Source organism: Ruegeria sp. CDSC081 (genome assembly GCF_059610485.1).
The window spans coordinates 71,246-89,468 of record NZ_JBXWNS010000011.1 but is presented as its reverse complement, the minus strand read 5'-3'; the positions used below and the strand labels follow the sequence as shown (position 1 = coordinate 89,468).

The following is an 18,223-nucleotide window of genomic DNA, read 5'->3' as shown; positions in this document are numbered from 1 at the left end:
AAGCCGCCCCCAAGGGCGGCTTTTTCTCTATCAGGGTGCAAGATTGCACCCGATACAAATGGGTGGTTGCAATTCAGTTCACACCGCCCTTAACAAGACGCCGGTTTCTGCAACAAGGTTTGACCCCGCCATGCGCCGCATAACTTTCCTGCTGATCTTCGGGCTCGCCGGTCTGGGCGTACTTGTGTCGCTGGGCGTCTGGCAGGTACAGCGGCTTGGGTGGAAACAAGACGTGTTGGCCGAGATTAACGACCGGATCTCCGCCGAACCTGTTACCCTGCCGCAGCAGCCTTCCGAGACACGGGACAAGTACTTACCGGTTTTCGTCCAGGGTGAGATGCAGCCGGGTGAAATCCATGTTCTGGTTTCGGTGAAACAAGTAGGCGCTGGCTATCGAGTTATCCAAGCTTTCGATACTGGCGACCGGACTATTCTGGTCGATCGCGGTTTTATCCCAACCACTGCCAAACAGGTTGAAAGACAAACCGGGCAGATCGAACTGACGGGCAATCTGCACTGGCCGGATGAGATCGACGGCTATACGCCCGAACCCGATTTGTCTGCTAATATCTGGTTTGCCCGCGATGTTCCCGCTCTTGCCGCAGCTCTGGGAACCGACCCGGTTCTGCTGATCGCACGGTCCCAAACCGATCCGAATGTGACCCCTCTGCCAGTGGACACTGCGGGCATCCCGAATGATCATCTGGGATACGCGATCACATGGTTTGGCCTGGCTTTGGTCTGGGCTGCGATGACTGGTTATTTCCTGTGGCGCGGTCGCGCCCCATCAGAAAGTGAAGCGCAATGAAATATGTCTCAACCCGCGGGCAGGCGCCCGAACTGAGTTTTGAAGAGGCGATGCTGACCGGGCTGGCCCGCGACGGCGGCCTGTATCTGCCCGCTGAGATCCCGGTGATGAGCCAGGATGACATCGCTGCTTTGGCCGGCCTGTCCTATGAGGAGATCGCCTTTCGTGTGATGTGGCCCTATGTCAGCGGATCATTTGGGGAAGATGAGTTCAAACAGATCATTGCCCGCGCCTATAAAGGGTTCGGCCATGACGCCCGCGCACCGTTGAAGCAGTTGAACGAGAACCACTTCCTGCTGGAGTTGTTTCACGGCCCGACACTGGCCTTCAAAGACTTCGCCATGCAGCTAATCGGTCAGTTGTTCCAGGTAGCGCTGAAGCGTCGCGGGGATCGGGTGACTATCGTGGGCGCGACCAGCGGTGATACCGGTTCTGCCGCGATTGAGGCGTTCCGGGGGCTGGATGCGGTAGACGTGTTTATCCTGTATCCGCATGGCCGCGTTTCCGAGGTGCAGCGTCGTCAGATGACCACACCTTCGGACAGCAATGTGCATGCTCTGGCCGTCGACGGGGACTTTGACGACTGTCAGGCCGCGCTGAAAGATATGTTCAACGATTTCGACTTCCGTGACGGTGTGAAACTGGCGGGGGTGAACTCGATCAACTTTGCCCGCGTGCTGGCACAGATCGTCTATTACTTCTCGGCCGCCGTCAGCCTTGGCGCACCGCATCGCAAGGTCAGCTTTACCGTGCCGACAGGCAATTTCGGCGACATTTTTGCGGGCTATCTGGCCAAACGCATGGGCTTGCCGATTGACCGGTTGGTAGTGGCGACCAACCAGAATGACATTCTGCATCGGTGCCTGGCAGGCGAAGGGTATTTCAAGGGAAACACGATCCCTTCGATCAGCCCTTCGATGGATATTCAGGTCAGCTCGAACTTTGAACGGGCGCTGTATTATGCCTATGACGAGGATGGCAATTCTGTGGCTCAGCTGATGGACGAGCTGAAGACGGGCGGCTTCAATGTCGACCAAGGCGCGATGGAAGCGTTGCGCGAAAGCTTCGACTCGGGCCGCGTGTCCGAAGAGGAAACACTGGCGACGATCACAGCCACGCTGGCCCACAGCACCGAACTGGTCTGCCCCCATACTGCCGTGGGTATCAAAGTTGCCGAGGAGCACCGCGACGCGAACGTCCCGATGATCACTTTGGCGACCGCACACCCGGCCAAGTTCCCGGCTGCGGTCGAGAAGGCGAGTGGCGTACATCCGCCTCTTCCCTCTCGCATGTCTGATCTGTATGAACGTCCGGAACGGGTGACCCGCATCGCCAATGATCTGGGCGCCCTTGAGGATCATATCAAAGGGCATATCGCCGAGTGACTGTCAGACAAGACCAACTGAAGAACGGATTCCGTATCGTCAGTGAACATATGCCGGGGCTGCAATCTGCGGCCATAGGCATCTGGGTAACCGCCGGTGCGCGCAATGAGCGGATCGAACAAAATGGCATAGCCCATTTCCTTGAGCATATGGCGTTCAAGGGAACCAAACGGCGATCCGCGCTACAAATTGCCGAAGCGATCGAGGATGTGGGCGGGTATATCAACGCCTATACTTCGCGCGAGGTGACGGCCTATTACGCGCGCGTTCTAAAAGACGATGTGGCGCTGGCGATGGATGTCATCGGTGACATCGTCCTGAACCCGATCTTCGATCCGCGCGAGATTGAGGTCGAACGCGGTGTGATCCTACAGGAAATCGGTCAGGCCTATGACACGCCCGACGATGTAATCTTTGACTGGCTGCAAGAGCAGAGCTATCACGACCAGCCCCTGGGCCGGACCATACTTGGCCCCACTGAACGCGTCAGCGCATTCTCGCGCGAGGATCTGTCGGGTTTCGTGGCCGAGCATTATGGCCCTGAACAGATGATCCTATCCGCTGCTGGTGCGGTTGATCATGATGCACTGATGAAAACGGCCGAAGAGATGTTTGGTCACCTGCAACCACGCAAGGGTTTGATCCCTGAAGTGGCCCGATTTACCGGTGGTGAGGCGCGGCAGGAGAAAGAACTGGAGCAAGCTCATTTCGCTTTGGCGCTGGAAAGCCCCGGCTATCGCGACGACGCGATCTATACCGCGCAGATTTATTCGACCGCGCTGGGCGGGGGTATGTCTTCGCGCTTGTTTCAGGAAGTTCGGGAAACACGCGGGCTTTGCTATACGATCTTTGCCCAGGCCGGCGCCTATGCCGACACCGGCACTACCACGATCTACGCGGGCACATCTGCGGATCAGATCGGTGAGTTGGCGACGATCACCATTGACGAAATGAAGCGTGCCGCCGAGGATATGAGCCCCGAAGAGGTCGCCCGTGCTCGTGCGCAAATGAAGGCCGGAATGCTGATGGGGCTGGAAAGCCCCTCGAACCGGGCCGAGCGTCTGGCGCGTCTGGTGCAGATCTGGGGACGGGTGCCGTCGCTTGAGGATACTGTTGCCAAGATTGACGCGGTCAGCACCGAAGATGTCCGCAGCTTTGCCGAGCAGATAGCAGCACAAGCGCCAGCGGCGCTGGCGCTTTATGGTCCGGTATCAGGTGCACCCACACTCGCGGACTTGCAGGAGAGGCGCGCGGCGTGATGCTTCTGGGCAGACGCAAGCTGAAACTTGAAACCGAGCGGCTCAGCTTGCGCCCGCCCGTGCACTCCGATTTTAATGACTGGGCAGCGCTGCGGCGCTCGTCCAGAGATTTTCTGACCCAGTGGGAGCCGATCTGGGCCTCGGACCACTTGAGCCGGAAATCCTTTACTAACCGTGTCTACTGGGCGCAGCGCTCGGTTGCGAGTGGGACGGCGATTCCGTTATTTCTGTTCCGGCGATCTGATGACCTGCTGGTCGGTGCGATCACCCTGGACAATGTGCGCCGTGGCCCAGCACAGGCGGGGACCCTGGGCTATTGGACGGGCCAAGCCTTTGCTCGCAACGGGTATATGCGCGAGGCTATTGGCGCGGTGGTCCATCATGCCTTCACGCGTTTAGACCTGAGCCGGATCGAGGCGGCCTGCCTGCCCGAAAACAAACCCTCGCGCGGATTGCTGGAAAGCTCGGGCTTTAAATACGAAGGCGTGGCGCAGTCCTATCTGCAGATTGACGGGCGCTGGCGAACGCATGTGTTATATGCCTGTCTGCGGTCGGACCGGCGCGGGAAGACAGAAGCGGGGTAGGTGGCCTCGGTGAGGCCATTGGGGCTCTGCCCCAAACCCCGAGGTATTTTTGGCCAGATGAACTAGGGGCATGACTTGGCGAGCTCTTGCGCTACAATCACGTCATGCGCTGGGTGGTTTTTGCATTGATGGTGATCTCGGGCGGGGCTGTGGCGCAGGAGCGTCGGCCAAGCCATTGCATCGCCATTGCGGATGCGGCGCCGGGGATCGAGTACCTGCATAAAGCAGCCTGGCAGGATCCGGTGCCGGAGCATTCGGTTCGGATCAGCTATGTCGCGCATGCGTCTTTCCTGATCCAGACGCAGGGCGGGTTGAACGCCGTGACGGATTTCACCGGGTTCATCGGCGGGGCCAGTCTGATTCCCGATGTGGTGACGATGAACCACGCCCATGGCACCCATTGGACCGAATACCCCGATCCCGCCATTCCGCATGTGCTGGAGGGGTGGGGCGTGTTCGGGGAGGGGATCGAACATCATCTGGATCTGGACGAGATGCTGGTGCGCAATGTCTCGACCGATATCCGTTCTGTTTATGGCGGGGTCGAAGAACGTGGCAATTCGATCTTTGTGTTTGAGGTGGCGGGCTTGTGTATCGGGCATCTGGGTCATCTGCACCACGTCCCATCGGACGCGCAATTTGCGGCCCTTGGGCGGTTAGATGTTGTCATGGCCGCCGTTGATGGCGGGACGACCATGCCGCTGCCCGAGATGATCTCGGTTCTGAAACGATTGAAAAGCTCGGTCATTATTCCGATGCATTGGTTTTCGGACTATTCGCTGGATCGGTTTCTGGCGGATGTCAGGGGCGATTTCCCGGTTGAGCGCGATGGCGTGTCGGAAATCACCGTATCCCTGCGCTCACTTCCGGACCGGCCAACGGTGGTTGTGTTAGAGCCGCAATACCTGATCGAGTTGGAATAGGGCTTGTCGGGACCTGTTGCCTTGGGCAAGGAATGGGCATGACCCTGAATCCCGCAGACGATCAATTCGCCCAATCAATTCGCGCCGCGTTGCCGGATGAAGTGCTGCGACCGGTCACCGCGCGATATCTCGAGGAGCCGCGCCGTCGGATTTCCGGGCAGGCGGGGGTGCTTGCGGTGCCCAGAACGGCCGAAGAGGTAGCGGTTCTGATCCGATTGGCTGCCGAGGCATCGGTCCCGGTGGTGCCATATGGGGGCGGCACCGGTGTTGTTGGCGGTCAGGTGACGTCGGACGGGCCTGCGCCTTTGCTGATCTCGCTAGAGCGGATGACAGCGATCCGGGCTGTCTATCCGACAGAGAATGTGATGATTGCAGAAGGCGGTGTGATCCTTGCAGATGTGCAGGCGGCTGCCGAAGGCGCGAACCGGTTATTTCCACTTTCCCTTGCCTCACAGGGGTCATGTAGGATCGGAGGGAACCTGTCGACAAATGCAGGGGGGGTTAACGTGTTGCGCTATGGAAACGCCCGTGACCTGTGTCTGGGCCTTGAGGCGGTTCTACCAAGCGGCGAAATCTGGCATGGGCTCAGCCGGTTGCGAAAGGACAATACCGGGTATGATCTGCGCAATCTTTTGATCGGAGCCGAAGGGACGCTAGGGATCATCACTGCGGCGGCACTCAAGCTGTTTCCCTGCCCTGAGGCGGTTGGAACGGCCATGGTTCAGGTCACCTCTGCCGAAGCGGCGGTTGATTTGCTGGCGCTGGCGCGGGACCTCATGGGGGACAGCGTCAGCGCATTTGAACTGATTCACCAACAGGGGCTTTTGTTCCTGAGTGAGGTTCTGCCAGACACGCGGCAGGCCTTTGCCGAGCCGCCCGAATGGTCTGTACTGATCGAGATTGGCTTGTCGATGGGCCAATCACCTGAAACCGCGTTTGAGGTGCTGTACGAGGCCGCTGAGGTACGTGGGCTGGTCACCGATGCGGTGATTGCCCAAAGTGAGGCGCAGCGGCAGGACATGTGGGCCGTGCGCGAGCGTATTCCGGATGCAAACCGGCTGATCGGGTCGGTCTCAAGCCACGATATCTCGGTGCCGATCTCGGCCATCCCAGAATTTATCCGGCGTGGTGCAGATGTTGTGGCCGCGCTTGGTCCGTATCGGGTGAACTGTTTCGGGCATCTGGGCGACGGGAACCTACATTACAATGTGTTTCCGCCAAACGGGCATTCCCGGTCAGAGTATGACGCCGAAAGTGCGAAGGTAAAAAGGGCCGTTCATGACCTTGTGCATGAATTCCAGGGATCCGTCAGCGCAGAGCACGGTATCGGGCGATTGAAGACCGAAGATCTGGAGCGATATGGCGATCCGGTCAAATTGAGCGCGATGCGGGCGATCAAATCGGCGTTGGACCCCAAAGGGATCATGAACCCCGGCGCTGTCCTGCGGCTGTAACTGCGGGATCGATCAGAGCCCTTCGAATTCGCACAGGACATGAACATCCATGCCCATCTCTTCCAGAACCTTGCGCCCGCCCAGTTCAGGCAGATCGATGATGAAGGAACATGACACGATCTCGCCGCCCAGCCGTTCGATCAGTTTGATCCCGGCGGCGGCGGTGCCTCCGGTGGCCAGCAGGTCATCCACGACGAGAATTTTCTCACCCGGTTGGATGGCATCATCGTGAATCTCGACGATAGCCTCGCCGTATTCCAGCGTGTAATCCTGGCTGATTGTTGTGCCGGGCAGCTTGCCCTTTTTGCGGATGGGGACGAAACCGACGCTCAGCTGATGAGCGATGGCGCCGCCCAATATGAAACCGCGCGCCTCAAGCCCCACGACTTTGTCGATCTGTTCGCCGGCATAGGGGTGCAACATCTGATCAATCGCCATACGAAACCCGCGCGGGTCTGCAAACAAGGTGGTGACATCCCGAAACATGATCCCTTCGTGCGGAAAATCGACGATGGTTCGGATGTAATCCTTGACCGACTTGTTTCTTGACATGACCAACCCCTTCTGGCGTCAAAACACGCAGGGTTGTTTGGCCCATTGGGGACGGTCATGCAAGAACAGAATGAATGTGCTGGCTTGCAATCTTCCTAGAACGTGCGATTGCCTATCTCACCGAAAAAACCAGATAGGTTTCCCAAGACGTCGTCTTTTTTTAGCCAATGCGTTGGTTCCGAAAAAGAATTACCTGAATTGAACACAGGCTACTTGCAAAGATTCCGCAAGGTTGTTAGCTGCCCATCATATGTTTTCTATATACTTAGTATATACGTTTCATTCCTTCTGAAGTCTTTTGGAGACAAAGTGCATGTCAGGGACAGATCGTAAGGTTTCAGCCAAAAAGGACAGCCAGCTGGTTCTGCGGCTGGATCGTGGCGAGCGCGATGCTTTTGTAGAGCTGTGCAGGGAACTCGACACGTCGGCGGCGCGAGAAATCAGGCGGTTTATTCGCGGATTTATGAATGATCACACTGCAGAATAGGCCCTCAGGCCGGGCGACGCAGGATTGATGTGGCGATCCCCATACCGATCAGGGTCAGTCCCCCGAAACGCGTCAATGCGCGAATGGTGCTTGCGCGGCCGATCATATGGCGCAGCCGATCTGCCAATAGGGCATAGGCCAATGTGTTCAACCAGGCCAGCCCAACGAAAGTGCCTATCAGGATCGCGAATTGAGGGCCCAAAGGTTCGGTAGGGCGCAGGAATTGCGGCACGAAGGCGATAAAGAACGCAATCGATTTGGGGTTCAGGGCGGTTACAGCGGCCGCGTGACCAAAGACGCCTCGCGCAGTGATATCTGCGCCGGGTTCAACCGCTTGCAGCCCCGCCGAAGGGGCGCTGCGGAGTAACTTGATACCCAGCCACACCAGATAGGCCGCGCCAATCCACTTCAATACGGAAAACAACGTAGCTGAGGCCAGAACCAATGCTCCCAATCCCAGCAATGAGGTCGTCATGGCCACCAAATCGCCAACCGCCACCCCGGTGGCCGAGGCTACGGCAACGCTGCGGCCTTTGGACAGCGCATAGCTGAGCACCAGCAGAACAGTGGGGCCGGGGATCAGCAGCAAAGCGGTGGATGCGGCCACAAAGGCCAGCCAGATGTCAAAGGGCATGTGATCTCCGATTAAGATACGCCAGTATCAAGCTTTGGTGACGAGCAAAGGTCAAGCCCCTGAGGGCCGGGTCACGCGGTGCATCAACGCCTCAAGCGGTCCGCGTCTGAAGCGCAGGAACCATAGCAGCGCAAATCCTGAGGACAGCACGCAGAAACCCAAGGCGTAGCCAACGATCTGTGGCGCGCTGAGCGATCCGTCCAGCAGGTCGGCCTCGTCCAGAATGCCCATCCCAATCACGATATGTGCGATATACAGCGTCAGGCTTTGCCGCCCAGGCGCAGTCAGCGCCATCGCGGCGCCCAGCCCTTGAATCCGCGGCCAGAGCTTTAGCGACAGGCCGATCACCACACAGGCGGTTCCAGCCCCGGCCAAAATGTAAAACGGCCCCGGAGGGATGGATTGAGTGCCCAGATAGGCGGCCAGGTCAGGATCGGTTGTCAGCTTTTGCGGAAACAGGGCCAGAACCGCTGCACCAAATCCCCACATGATCAACCGGTGCTGAACACAGACCGTCTGTAGTTGCGATCGCCCAATCGCCATACCGATCAGCAAGAACGCTGCCCAAGGTAGAACGGGGTGCCAACCATTGAACAGCAAGTTTCGTACAAAGCCCGGTATCGTCCACAGGTCGGTATGGGTCAGGGAAACCCAGTCCCATCCCTGATCATAGTCAAAGATAAGATTGGCGAGAACGGCCAGGACAACGACACTGCATGCGCCAAGCCACAAACCAAAGATGGACGAGGACAGAAACGCCGCGCCGACAACAAAATACAATGCATAGAAATGCAGGATATCGGCCTCAAACATGGTCATGTTGATCAGGCCAAGTACGAACAGAAATGCAGCCCGTTGTAACAGAATTCCAGCAGAAGGGCTGGACAGGCCAATACCGATCCCGGCCAGAATGACAAACAATGCAGCAGCACGACCTTCCAGTGCATCGACAAGCGCCGATGCCCAGTCATCTACCGGTTTGACCTGCGCCGCGATGCGAAAGTTCACCAGCACCATGCCGCAAAATGCCAGAAAGCGTGCGGCGTCCAGGGCCTCGAGCCGTTTCATTCCTATCCTCTTCGTTCCCTGCCGCCCGTACCGAACTTAAAAGGCTGCCTTTCGGTTAAGTACTGATGCGGCCGACCGGAAAAGGCGCTGATACCAATCGCTAGAGCACCCGCCCCGCGACTGCGTCCAGTTTCGCCAGCAGCGCCGGATCACGCTTTTCTGGCGCGGTCAGGATCGCGTATTCCAGCGCCCGGTCACACCCGTGCGGGCAGGGCAGGCGCTCTGCCCCTAGCAACTCTGGCAAGCCCTTGACCAGCGCCCGGCCTTTTTCGGCGTTCCCGGTCAGGGTGGCGATAATGGCGGTCACGTCGACCTCGCCATGGTCCGGGTGCCAACTGTCGTAATCGGTGACCATGGCGATCGAAGCATAACAAAGCTCGGCCTCTCGGGCGAGTTTAGCCTCGGGCATGTTAGTCATTCCGATCACATCGCAGCCCCAATGCTCGCGGTACATTTTGGATTCCGCCAGTGTCGAGAACTGCGGCCCCTCCATCGCCAGATAGGTGCCGCCGCGATGAATGGTGATGCCGGCGGCCTTGCCAGCCGTCTCGCAAGCATCTGCCAAACGTGGGCAGGTCGGGTGGGCGACACTGACGTGGGCCACGCAGCCGGAGCTGAAAAAGCTTTTGTCCCGCGCAAAGGTGCGGTCGATGAACTGGTCGACGACAACGAAATCGCCGGGTGCCATATGCTCGCGGAACGATCCGCAGGCCGAGACCGAGATCACATCCGTGATCCCCAGACGTTTCAGCGCGTCGATGTTGGCGCGATAGGGCACGTCCGTCGGCGAATGAATGTGGCCACGCCCGTGGCGAGGCAGGAACGCCATCTCTATCCCGTTCAGCGCGCCGGTCAGTATTTGGTCCGAAGGCTTACCCCAAGGCGTTTCAACCGAGACCCATTGCGCATTCTCCAATCCGTCGATGTCGTAAATGCCTGATCCGCCGATGACGGCAATCTTGGTCTGGGTCACTGGTTTTCTCCGATTTTGGTGCCTGTTCAGCGATTTGTGCGCTGCGCTGCATGGTTTGACAAGGGTGATCGCCCGGTGGATTTATCACTTTTTTCGCAGGGGTTCGGGTCGTTGCTATCCGAGCCAGGCAGAGCGTCAAGCCAAGGTGTGACGGCAACGAACCGACATCAATTCACCTATTCGCGAGATATGTGCTATGCGTGCTGCGCATATCAGCCTCCCGCCTGATGCGGTGGCTCAAAAACCGGTTCACAGATAGAAGTCCCTTTTTCGCGCGAACCCATAAACCAACAGGACGCCCTATGCCCCGAGCTATGCTGGCAAGCTTTGCCAATCGTATCGCCAAACCTGATCTTCGTTGGGTTCCGGACGAGGGGCTGACCGTCTCGCGCCTTCGGATCGAGCTGCTGTCCGGCCTGACGGTTGCACTTGCTTTGGTCCCTGAGGCGGTGGCCTTTGCGTTTGTCGCGGGCGTGCATCCTTTGGTTGGTTTGTATGCTGCGTTCATGGTGGGGCTGATTACTGCACTGATCGGTGGGCGTCCGGGTATGATTTCGGGCGCAACCGGGGCCCTGGCCGTGGTGATGGTTGCCTTGGTGGCAGAACATGGGGTCGAATACCTCTTCGCTACAGTTGTTTTGATGGGAATACTGCAGCTGATCGCAGGGGCGATGCACTGGGGGCGTTTTATCAGGCTGGTACCACATCCAGTGATGCTTGGGTTTGTGAACGGATTGGCCATCGTGATTTTTCTGGCCCAGATGGGCCAATTCAAAGTTCCCGGCAGCATGGAAAACACGGGCCATGGCATGAGCGGTGGCGAATGGCTTTCCGGTATTCAGCTTTTTACTATGTTGGGTCTGGTCGGCCTGACTATGGCAGTGATCCTTATCGTGCCGCGCATTACACGCATTGTCCCGGCGCCTTTGGCAGGGATCATGGTCGTCGCAGCATTGGTGATTGGTTTTGGACTGGACGTCCCACGGGTGGGCGATCTTGCCTCGATCGAAGGTGGCTTGCCGCCGTTCCACATCCCGATGGTGCCGCTGAACTGGGAGACGTTTGAGATCATCCTGCCATACGCCGTCATATTGGCAGCGATTGGCCTGATCGAGTCGCTTCTGACGCTGAACCTTGTTGGCGAAATCACCGGCAAACGTGGTGGTGCCTCGCAAGAATGTATCGCCCAAGGGTTTGCCAATGTGGCCACTGGCTTTTTCGGAGGCATGGGCGGCTGTGCCATGATAGGTCAGTCCATGATCAACGTGAAATCAGGTGGGCGCACGCGCATTGCAGGTATCGCAGCGGCGCTGTTCCTGTTGGTATTCATCCTGTTCGCCTCCCCGCTGATTGAGCAGATTCCATTGGCCGCTTTGGTCGGGGTGATGTTCATGGTGGTGATCGGGACCTTCGCCTGGAACTCGTTCAAGATCATGCGCAAAGTGCCCTTGATGGACGCGTTTGTCATCGTGCTGGTGACTGTCGTGACCGTGATGGAGGACCTGGCGGTAGCGGTTGTTGTTGGTGTGATCGTCTCGGCCCTGGCTTATGCTTGGAATAACGCCAAGCGTATCCATGCAATCACCCGCGATTCACTGACGGAAAAAGGCGCAAAGGTCTACGAGATTCAAGGGCCGCTGTTCTTTGGTTCATCCGAGGGATTTGTTGAGATATTCGACGTTTCAAACGACCCGGAAACCGTGATTGTCGATTTTGCCGAAAGCCGTGTGGTGGATCAGTCGGCATTGCAGGCCATCGAGAACATCGCTTCGAAATATGAAGCCGCAGGAAAGCGCGTCATGCTCCGTCACCTCAGTCGTGACTGTCACAAACTGCTGAACAAGGCAGGCCATTTGATGGTCGACAGCGACGATGACCCCGATTACGCGCTGGCGGTCGATTATTCTGTTCGCACCGGCATTCTGGGTGGGCACTGATTGTGAAAGGCGGCCAAATGGGCCGCCTTTTTTTAGGGGGCTAAACGCTCCAGCATATCGACGTTTCCGGACAGCAGAGCACTTTCGGATTCGGTAATCAGATCAGTTGGCCAATCCCACCACTTCAAAGCAAGCAGCCGGTCGATTGTACCGGCCTCAAACCGATACCGTCGTACTTCTGCAGGATTGCCTGTCACGATTGCATAAGGCGGTACTGTTCCGCGCACGACGGATCCTGCACCGATAATGGCGCCATCTCCGATTTTAGCGCCAGGCATGATCAAGGCACCGTATGCGATCCAAACGTCATTTCCGATCACGGTATCGCGCCTGTCAGGTTGATATTCCAACAGCTTTTCGGGATCGAAAACGGGAAAAGGATAGCATGTCGCCCCGCTCATGGCGTGATTGGCCGATGAAGTGATGAACCGGACGCCGTGGGCGATTTGACAGAATCTACCCAAGACAAGTTTTTCGCGGGAAAACGGGAACAGATAAGGGGCAAGGCGTTGCGCCCAATCCTCTGGTGCGTCGAAATCCGACGCATAGCTATATTCACCGGCTTCTATTCTGGGGTGGTCGATAGCCTGAGACAGAAAGACCGTTCCCGGGTGGTCCGAGCCGTCAGGCAATGTGATTGGGTATCGGCGCGATGCGTCAGGTAAAGGCATTAGTCATCCGGTCTTGAAAGGCTGAACAGCTCGGACGCGACCGAATAATCCCGGTAGCCAAGCCGTGCCAGTGGTTTGAAAGACGTCACATCGAATTTGCCATCCCGCATATGGTCGTCGTGCAGATGCACTCCTGTCACTTCGCCGAACACAACCCGGTTCGCTTGTCCGGGCAGGGTCACGATCTGCGTGAGCTTGCATTCCAATGCGGCTGGGGCACCTTCGACACGGGCGCAGGGGATGGTCTCGCATTCGATTGCGGTAAGGCCGGCGTGTTTGAACTCGTCGACATGTTTGGGCAGCGCGGCTGAACTGGCGTTCATTGCGTCGCGGTGGGCGTGGGCGACAACGTTCACGCAGAATACGCCTGTTGCCTCGATATTGGCGATGCTGTCCTTTCCACCGTCCTGATCGGCCTTGGTTCCGGTCGAGGCAAACATGACCTGCGGGGGTGTGTAGGCCACACCATTAAAGAACGAATAGGGCGCGAGGTTGTTGGTCCCATCCGCGCCACGGGTTGATATCCAGCCGATCGGGCGCGGGGTGATAATGGCGTTGAACGGATTGTGTGGCAGGCCGTGGCCGTCTTCTGGGCGATAGAACATAAGGTCTCCAAGCGTTTGCCCAAGGCGTAACGAAGTGCTAGGGCGAATTCCAGCTAGGAAAAGAGGGCAGGGTGCAGCAATTCGTGATCAGGCCGGAGGAGCCGGACGATTGGTGGGAAGTCGAGGCTTTGTACGATTTGTGCTTCGCGCCCGGGCGCGAAGCGCTGTCTTCGTATCGCCTGCGCGATGATGTCCCGCCAATGTCAGGCTTGTCACAGGTGGTGCGGGACGGGCAGGATATCCTGGCCGGTGCAATAAGATTCTGGCCCGTGCATGTTGGCAATCAGGACGCGCTGCTTTTGGGCCCTGTGGCCGTCCACCCGACCCATCAAGGTGAAGGACTGGGTGGATTTTTGATCCACGAAGGATTGCGGGCCGGGCGAACCAAGGGTTGGGACAGGGTCATGTTGGTCGGGGATGCACCCTATTATGCTCGGTTTGGATTCACCCGTCTGACCGGGGTCGAGATGCCCCCGCCAACCAACCCGGATCGGGTTCTTGGCGTGGACCTGATACCCGGCGGATGGGACGGAATAACTGGTCCGGTAACCCGCTGGAGCCGCTGAGCTATTGAAACCGCTGCGGTAAGTGCCGATGTTCTAGGGGCAGGAGGGTACTTATGCAGGACATGGTTCTTGTCGGAAAACTCAATGCCGAAGCGGAACTGGACCGTTTGGCCGGATATTACCAATCCGCCGGAGGGCCGGGCGTCAAGTTGTTGAACAGTGTCGGTGGCTCGGCAGAGTCGTTGCTTGAACAGCTGCCGCCATCTGTGCGCGAAGCCCTAACCGGGGCGACAGAAAAGGCGCTTTGGATTGCGATGAACGCGGCTGAAGGGTCGCGTAGGGCGGTGCCCGATCAGTTGCCATGGGTCAATACGGCCCTGACGACAGCCATGGGAGCTGCAGGTGGTATCGGTGGTGTTCCGACCGCATTGATGGAGTTACCGGCAACCACGACCATGCTGCTGCGTTCAATTCAGGGCGCTGCGGCGCGCGAAGGGTTTGACCCTTCTGAGGTTGGTGTCAAATTCGACTGTGTCCGGGTATTGTCAGCCGCTGGTCCGATGTCTTTCGATGACGGCGCGGATCTGGGTTTCTTTTCGGCGCGCCTGACCCTGACAGGCCCAGCTTTGCAAAAGCTGATATCTGCCGTTGCCCCGAAACTGGCGGTGGTTTTGGGGCAAAAACTGGCTGCGCAATCTGTGCCTGTGTTGGGCGCCATAGCCGGCGGCGGTACGAATTATGTCTATACACGCTATTACCAACAGATCGCCCGCGTCCATTTTGGCCTGAGGCGGCTGTCAGTAGATGCCGATATTCCGCATGAGGTTCTGATCCGCAAAATTGAGGCGCGGATGCAAGGGATTGAAAAATAACGCTTCATATGGCATTCTTCAGATGCGGGCCCGCTAAATAAGCGCAAAAGCGCATCGGGCGGGCATATCCAACGTTCCCTGAAGAGGCAGCAGGACGTGATCGAGCAAAGGCAACTCAACCTGCATCAAGCGGGCACTGTACGAGTCGTACGGCAATCGGCAGCTCTGTGCTATCGTGTCCAACGCGGTACGCCTCAGGTGTTGCTCATTACAACGCGTGGTTCCGGTCGTTGGATAATACCCAAGGGGAATTTGATCGAAGGCCTCTCACCCTCCGGGACAGCCAGTCAAGAAGCCTGGGAAGAGGCGGGTGTGACCGGTACCTGCACTCCAAATGCCTTTGGGCAGTTCCTGCATTACAAGCGGAGGTACAAGAAAGGATCAGCGGTTTATCTGGTCGATGTCTATCCGCTGGTGGTCAAATCCTTGGCAGTGCGATACCCTGAAAGCCAAGAGCGTAAGCGCAGGTGGTTTCCGCTAGGAGATGCCGCATCTCGGGTTAATTCACCCGATCTTGCATCATTGTTACGCAATGTAGAGCATTTGTACCACTGATGTCCCCCTCGGGGGGCTTGCCATTGCAATAGTGGTTGGTATCTATTTGGCAACCGACCTTTGGACAGAACATGATTCAATATGCGTTGAAATGCAGCAGTGGCCACAGCTTTGACAGCTGGTTTCAGTCAGCCGGTGCTTACGACAAACTTGCCGCCGCAGGCTTGGTGACGTGCGCCGTGTGCGGTGATCCGCAAGTTGAAAAAGCAATCATGACCCCGCGCGTCCGCCCCGCACGTGCGGTCGATTCTCGTACCACGGCTCCGGCATCTCGGGATGAGGTCGTCAACATGGCAACGCCAAGCGTTGATGTCGAGAAAGCCCTTTCCGAGCTGCGGCGCAAAGTCGAGGACAACTCGGATTACGTTGGCAAGGATTTTGCCAAAGAGGCCCGTAAGATACATTTGGGCGATGCACCGGAACGTGCGATCTATGGCGAGGCCAAGCCAGAAGAAGCCAGGGCATTGATCGATGACGGCGTACCTGTTGCTCCGCTGCCTTTCGTACCTTCGCGCAAGACGAACTAGCCCATGCATGTTGTTATCACCGGTGCTGGGCGGGGGATCGGAAAGGTTCTGGCGGACAGGTATCGTGCGCAAGGATGCGACGTAACGGGCACGGCTCGGGATGGCAGCGCAGAGGTGGCGCTGGATGTAACAGACCCGAAACAACATCAAGCGATGGCGGAAAAACTGGCAATGCGCCCTGTTGATCTGCTGGTCTGCAACGCCGGTGTATATCTGGATAAATCCCAAACCATCGATGGCTACCCCGCCGAAATGTGGGCGCAGAGTTTCGCTGCCAATGTGACGGGGGTCTTTCTGACAGTTCAGACCTTGTTGCCCAATCTGCGCGCGGCACAGGGAAAGATTGCGATTTTATCCTCGCAGATGGCCTCGCACACGCGGGCGCCTGGTGGCAGCTATATCTACCGCTCGTCCAAGGCTGCTGTTCTGAATCTGGGGCGCAATCTGGCTGTGGACCTGCGCGGCGACGGCATTTCAGTAGGCATTTACCATCCCGGCTGGGTTCAGACGGATATGGGTGGGACCGGGGCTGATATCACGGTTGATAAGGCTGTTCAGGGCCTGATCAACCGTTTCGATACTCTGTCACTTGAAAGTACCGGGTGCTTTGAAACCTATGAAGGCCAGTCGCACCCTTACTGACGGGCAAGAGCGACTTTAGGGATCTCATATACCTCACCGGGATCAACGAAAATCACCATAACATCGCCTCGGTTTTCATAGGTGATCTTAGCTGCCGAATTTGTCGAATCCGGGATGCCATCGGTGAAATAGATGTTGCGGACTTCGCCATTTCCCATCGCAACCGCAAGCGTAGAGCTGCCGTCGTCACGGCGCCGCATTTCGGCGTTGCAAGTGCGCATCGCCTCGCCTGGGCTGGTCGCACAGGGTACTTTCCCCAAGGCGTTTTGACCGTCGGTGCCGGTCAGCGAGGCGACTTGCGCCGCTGCAGGTGTGGAAAATAGGGCAAGGACAAGGGCAAGACGGTGCATTGAATACCTCGTAGTGAATTTGATGCGTCAGGCTTACACCGTCATACGCGGTTGTAAAGCGATGCTAGGCCCCGACTGATGCGGTATTGCACTCTTGCTCTTGCGGCCCCCCTCGCATAAGACGCACGGGATCTGAATTCCAAGGCGCGGAGACATCAGCCCCCATGCCCGTACTCGTGATGAAATTCGGCGGCACATCCGTCGCAAATCTGGACCGTATCCGCCGTGCTGCAAAGCGCATCGGCGTTGAGGTGGCCAAGGGTTATGAAGTGATCGTCATCGTCTCGGCCATGTCGGGCAAGACCAACGAGCTGGTGGGTTGGGTCAACGAAACCTCGCCACTGTTTGATGCGCGCGAATATGACGCCGTGGTGTCTTCGGGGGAAAACGTCACCGCCGGCCTTATGGCGCTGACATTGCAAGAGATGGACATACCAGCCCGCAGTTGGCAGGGCTGGCAGGTGCCGCTGCTGACCACCAGCGCCCACAGCCAGGCGCGGATCGAGGATATCCCGACCGACAACCTGAACCAGAAATTCGGCGAGGGCATGAAAGTGGCCGTTGTCGCGGGTTTCCAGGGTCTCAGCCCTGAAGGCCGTATCACGACACTTGGCCGTGGCGGGTCGGATACCACTGCGGTGGCCTTTGCTGCCGCATTCGGGGCCGAGCGCTGCGACATCTATACCGATGTAGACGGCGTTTACACGACCGACCCGCGCATCTGCCAAAAAGCGCGTAAGCTGGATCGAATCTCGTTCGAAGAAATGCTGGAACTGGCCTCGCTTGGGGCTAAGGTGCTGCAAACCCGCTCGGTTGAGCTGGCGATGCGATATAAAGTGAAATTGCGCGTTCTCTCAAGTTTTGAAGAACAATCCGACGAGGCCGGTACGCTGGTCTGCGACGAGGAGGATATCATGGAATCCAATGTTGTGGCCGGTGTGGCCTATTCTCGTGACGAGGCCAAGATGACCGTCGTTTCCGTGGCGGACCGCCCCGGTATCGCCTCGATCATCTTCACGGCGCTTAGCGACGCGGGCGTGAATGTGGATATGATCGTTCAGAACATCTCGGACGAAGGGCGCACGGATATGACCTTTTCCTGCCCCACGGATCAGGTGACGCGCGCCGAAAAGGCGCTGTTGGCTTTGAAAGACCGGGGAGAGCTGAACTATGCCGACCTGGTCGCAGATAATGATGTCTGCAAGGTTTCTGTGGTCGGGATTGGAATGCGTTCGCAATCGGGTGTTGCGGCCAAAATGTTCAAGATACTCTCGGATGAGGGTATCAACATCAAGGTCATTACAACCTCTGAGATAAAAATTTCCGTCTTGGTGGACAGGAAATACATGGAACTTGCGGTTCAGGCACTGCATGATGCCTTTGAATTGGACAAGGCGGCCTGAGCAATTCAGCCAAGGGTCACGCCTGAAA

21 protein-coding genes are annotated in these 18,223 nt (G+C 57.7%); 14 read left to right on the top strand and 7 right to left on the bottom strand.

Going from position 1 to position 18,223, the window contains the following annotated elements; genetic code table 11:
- Positions 1–130 precede the first annotated feature (130 nt).
- The 6 genes from AC2FH9_RS18155 (at position 131) to AC2FH9_RS18130 (ending at position 6,413) form a co-directional block, all read left to right on the top strand.
- Positions 131–808, top strand: coding sequence for an SURF1 family protein (locus AC2FH9_RS18155; protein WP_496872483.1), 678 nt, complete (start codon positions 131–133; stop codon positions 806–808).
- Entirely contained in the window at positions 805–2,193 is a 1,389-nt protein-coding gene (gene thrC / locus AC2FH9_RS18150) for a threonine synthase (RefSeq protein ID WP_496872482.1), read from the top strand. The genes AC2FH9_RS18155 and thrC overlap by 4 nt, the downstream gene beginning before the upstream one ends.
- Positions 2,190–3,452: a M16 family metallopeptidase gene (locus AC2FH9_RS18145; protein ID WP_142638002.1), complete on the top strand. Its 1,263-nt coding sequence runs from the start codon at positions 2,190–2,192 to the stop codon at positions 3,450–3,452. Before thrC ends, AC2FH9_RS18145 begins: the two co-directional genes overlap by 4 nt.
- Positions 3,452–4,036 carry a GNAT family N-acetyltransferase gene (locus tag AC2FH9_RS18140; protein WP_271950493.1) on the top strand — a complete coding sequence of 195 codons (585 nt, stop codon included), beginning with the start codon at positions 3,452–3,454 and terminating at the stop codon, positions 4,034–4,036. The genes AC2FH9_RS18145 and AC2FH9_RS18140 overlap by 1 nt, the downstream gene beginning before the upstream one ends.
- Positions 4,037–4,140: 104 nt before the next feature.
- Positions 4,141–4,959 carry an MBL fold metallo-hydrolase gene (locus AC2FH9_RS18135; protein WP_496708223.1) on the top strand — a complete coding sequence of 273 codons (819 nt, stop codon included), beginning with the start codon at positions 4,141–4,143 and terminating at the stop codon, positions 4,957–4,959.
- Positions 4,960–4,997: 38 nt separating this feature from the next.
- Positions 4,998–6,413 (top strand): FAD-binding oxidoreductase, encoded by a 1,416-nt coding sequence (locus AC2FH9_RS18130; RefSeq protein ID WP_496750763.1) that lies wholly within the window; start codon positions 4,998–5,000, stop codon positions 6,411–6,413.
- Positions 6,414–6,425: 12 nt separating this feature from the next.
- On the opposite strand, the gene AC2FH9_RS18125 is transcribed toward AC2FH9_RS18130, so the two are convergent.
- The gene (locus AC2FH9_RS18125; RefSeq protein WP_142638010.1) at positions 6,426–6,965 is read right to left on the bottom strand and encodes an adenine phosphoribosyltransferase; all 540 of its coding nucleotides are present in this window, start codon (positions 6,963–6,965) and stop codon (positions 6,426–6,428) included.
- Between the two features lie 313 nt (positions 6,966–7,278).
- On the opposite strand from AC2FH9_RS18125, the gene AC2FH9_RS18120 reads away from it, so the two are divergent.
- Positions 7,279–7,452, top strand: coding sequence for a hypothetical protein (locus AC2FH9_RS18120; protein WP_281995766.1), 174 nt, complete (start codon positions 7,279–7,281; stop codon positions 7,450–7,452).
- Positions 7,453–7,456: 4 nt separating this feature from the next.
- Here AC2FH9_RS18120 and AC2FH9_RS18115 read toward each other — a convergent pair whose 3' ends face one another.
- The 3 genes from AC2FH9_RS18115 to AC2FH9_RS18105 form a co-directional block, all read right to left on the bottom strand.
- Positions 7,457–8,086 (bottom strand): LysE family translocator, encoded by a 630-nt coding sequence (locus AC2FH9_RS18115; protein WP_496750762.1) that lies wholly within the window; start codon positions 8,084–8,086, stop codon positions 7,457–7,459.
- Positions 8,087–8,137: 51 nt separating this feature from the next.
- The gene (locus AC2FH9_RS18110) at positions 8,138–9,154 is read right to left on the bottom strand and encodes a DUF418 domain-containing protein (protein ID WP_496872478.1); all 1,017 of its coding nucleotides are present in this window, start codon (positions 9,152–9,154) and stop codon (positions 8,138–8,140) included.
- A 100-nt stretch (positions 9,155–9,254) separates the two neighbouring features.
- Complete coding sequence (locus AC2FH9_RS18105; RefSeq protein WP_496872477.1) at positions 9,255–10,127, bottom strand: S-methyl-5'-thioadenosine phosphorylase; 873 nt, start codon at positions 10,125–10,127, stop codon at positions 9,255–9,257.
- A 302-nt stretch (positions 10,128–10,429) separates the two neighbouring features.
- On the opposite strand from AC2FH9_RS18105, the gene AC2FH9_RS18100 reads away from it, so the two are divergent.
- Complete coding sequence (locus tag AC2FH9_RS18100) at positions 10,430–12,064, top strand: SulP family inorganic anion transporter (RefSeq protein ID WP_142638018.1); 1,635 nt, start codon at positions 10,430–10,432, stop codon at positions 12,062–12,064.
- 32 nt (positions 12,065–12,096) lie between these two features.
- Here the strand turns inward: AC2FH9_RS18100 and AC2FH9_RS18095 are convergent, their stop codons facing one another.
- Positions 12,097–12,735 (bottom strand): CatB-related O-acetyltransferase, encoded by a 639-nt coding sequence (locus AC2FH9_RS18095; protein ID WP_496794056.1) that lies wholly within the window; start codon positions 12,733–12,735, stop codon positions 12,097–12,099.
- Positions 12,735–13,340 (bottom strand): flavin reductase family protein, encoded by a 606-nt coding sequence (locus AC2FH9_RS18090; protein WP_142638022.1) that lies wholly within the window; start codon positions 13,338–13,340, stop codon positions 12,735–12,737. Before AC2FH9_RS18090 ends, AC2FH9_RS18095 begins: the two co-directional genes overlap by 1 nt.
- A gap of 71 nt (positions 13,341–13,411) precedes the next feature.
- Here AC2FH9_RS18090 and AC2FH9_RS18085 point away from each other — a divergent pair, with 71 nt between their 5' ends.
- The 5 genes from AC2FH9_RS18085 to AC2FH9_RS18065 all read left to right on the top strand — a co-directional run bounded on the left by AC2FH9_RS18085 (position 13,412) and on the right by AC2FH9_RS18065 (position 16,442).
- The gene (locus AC2FH9_RS18085; protein WP_496698023.1) at positions 13,412–13,906 is read left to right on the top strand and encodes a GNAT family N-acetyltransferase; all 495 of its coding nucleotides are present in this window, start codon (positions 13,412–13,414) and stop codon (positions 13,904–13,906) included.
- A 53-nt stretch (positions 13,907–13,959) separates the two neighbouring features.
- Positions 13,960–14,718 carry an EcsC family protein gene (locus AC2FH9_RS18080; protein ID WP_496872473.1) on the top strand — a complete coding sequence of 253 codons (759 nt, stop codon included), beginning with the start codon at positions 13,960–13,962 and terminating at the stop codon, positions 14,716–14,718.
- 96 nt (positions 14,719–14,814) lie between these two features.
- Complete coding sequence (locus AC2FH9_RS18075; protein ID WP_496750756.1) at positions 14,815–15,273, top strand: NUDIX hydrolase; 459 nt, start codon at positions 14,815–14,817, stop codon at positions 15,271–15,273.
- A gap of 71 nt (positions 15,274–15,344) precedes the next feature.
- The gene (locus AC2FH9_RS18070) at positions 15,345–15,800 is read left to right on the top strand and encodes a DUF1178 family protein (protein ID WP_496872471.1); all 456 of its coding nucleotides are present in this window, start codon (positions 15,345–15,347) and stop codon (positions 15,798–15,800) included.
- 3 nt (positions 15,801–15,803) lie between these two features.
- Positions 15,804–16,442, top strand: a complete 639-nt coding sequence (locus AC2FH9_RS18065) for an SDR family NAD(P)-dependent oxidoreductase (RefSeq protein WP_496750753.1) — start codon at positions 15,804–15,806, stop codon at positions 16,440–16,442.
- On the opposite strand, the gene AC2FH9_RS18060 is transcribed toward AC2FH9_RS18065, so the two are convergent.
- Positions 16,436–16,792 carry a hypothetical protein gene (locus AC2FH9_RS18060; protein WP_142638033.1) on the bottom strand — a complete coding sequence of 119 codons (357 nt, stop codon included), beginning with the start codon at positions 16,790–16,792 and terminating at the stop codon, positions 16,436–16,438. The two genes, AC2FH9_RS18065 and AC2FH9_RS18060, sit on opposite strands and share 7 nt — an antisense overlap.
- A 164-nt stretch (positions 16,793–16,956) precedes the next feature.
- On the opposite strand from AC2FH9_RS18060, the gene AC2FH9_RS18055 reads away from it, so the two are divergent.
- A complete protein-coding gene (locus AC2FH9_RS18055; RefSeq protein WP_496872469.1) occupies positions 16,957–18,195 on the top strand; it encodes an aspartate kinase in 1,239 nt (412 codons plus the stop codon).
- Positions 18,196–18,223 lie beyond the last annotated feature (28 nt).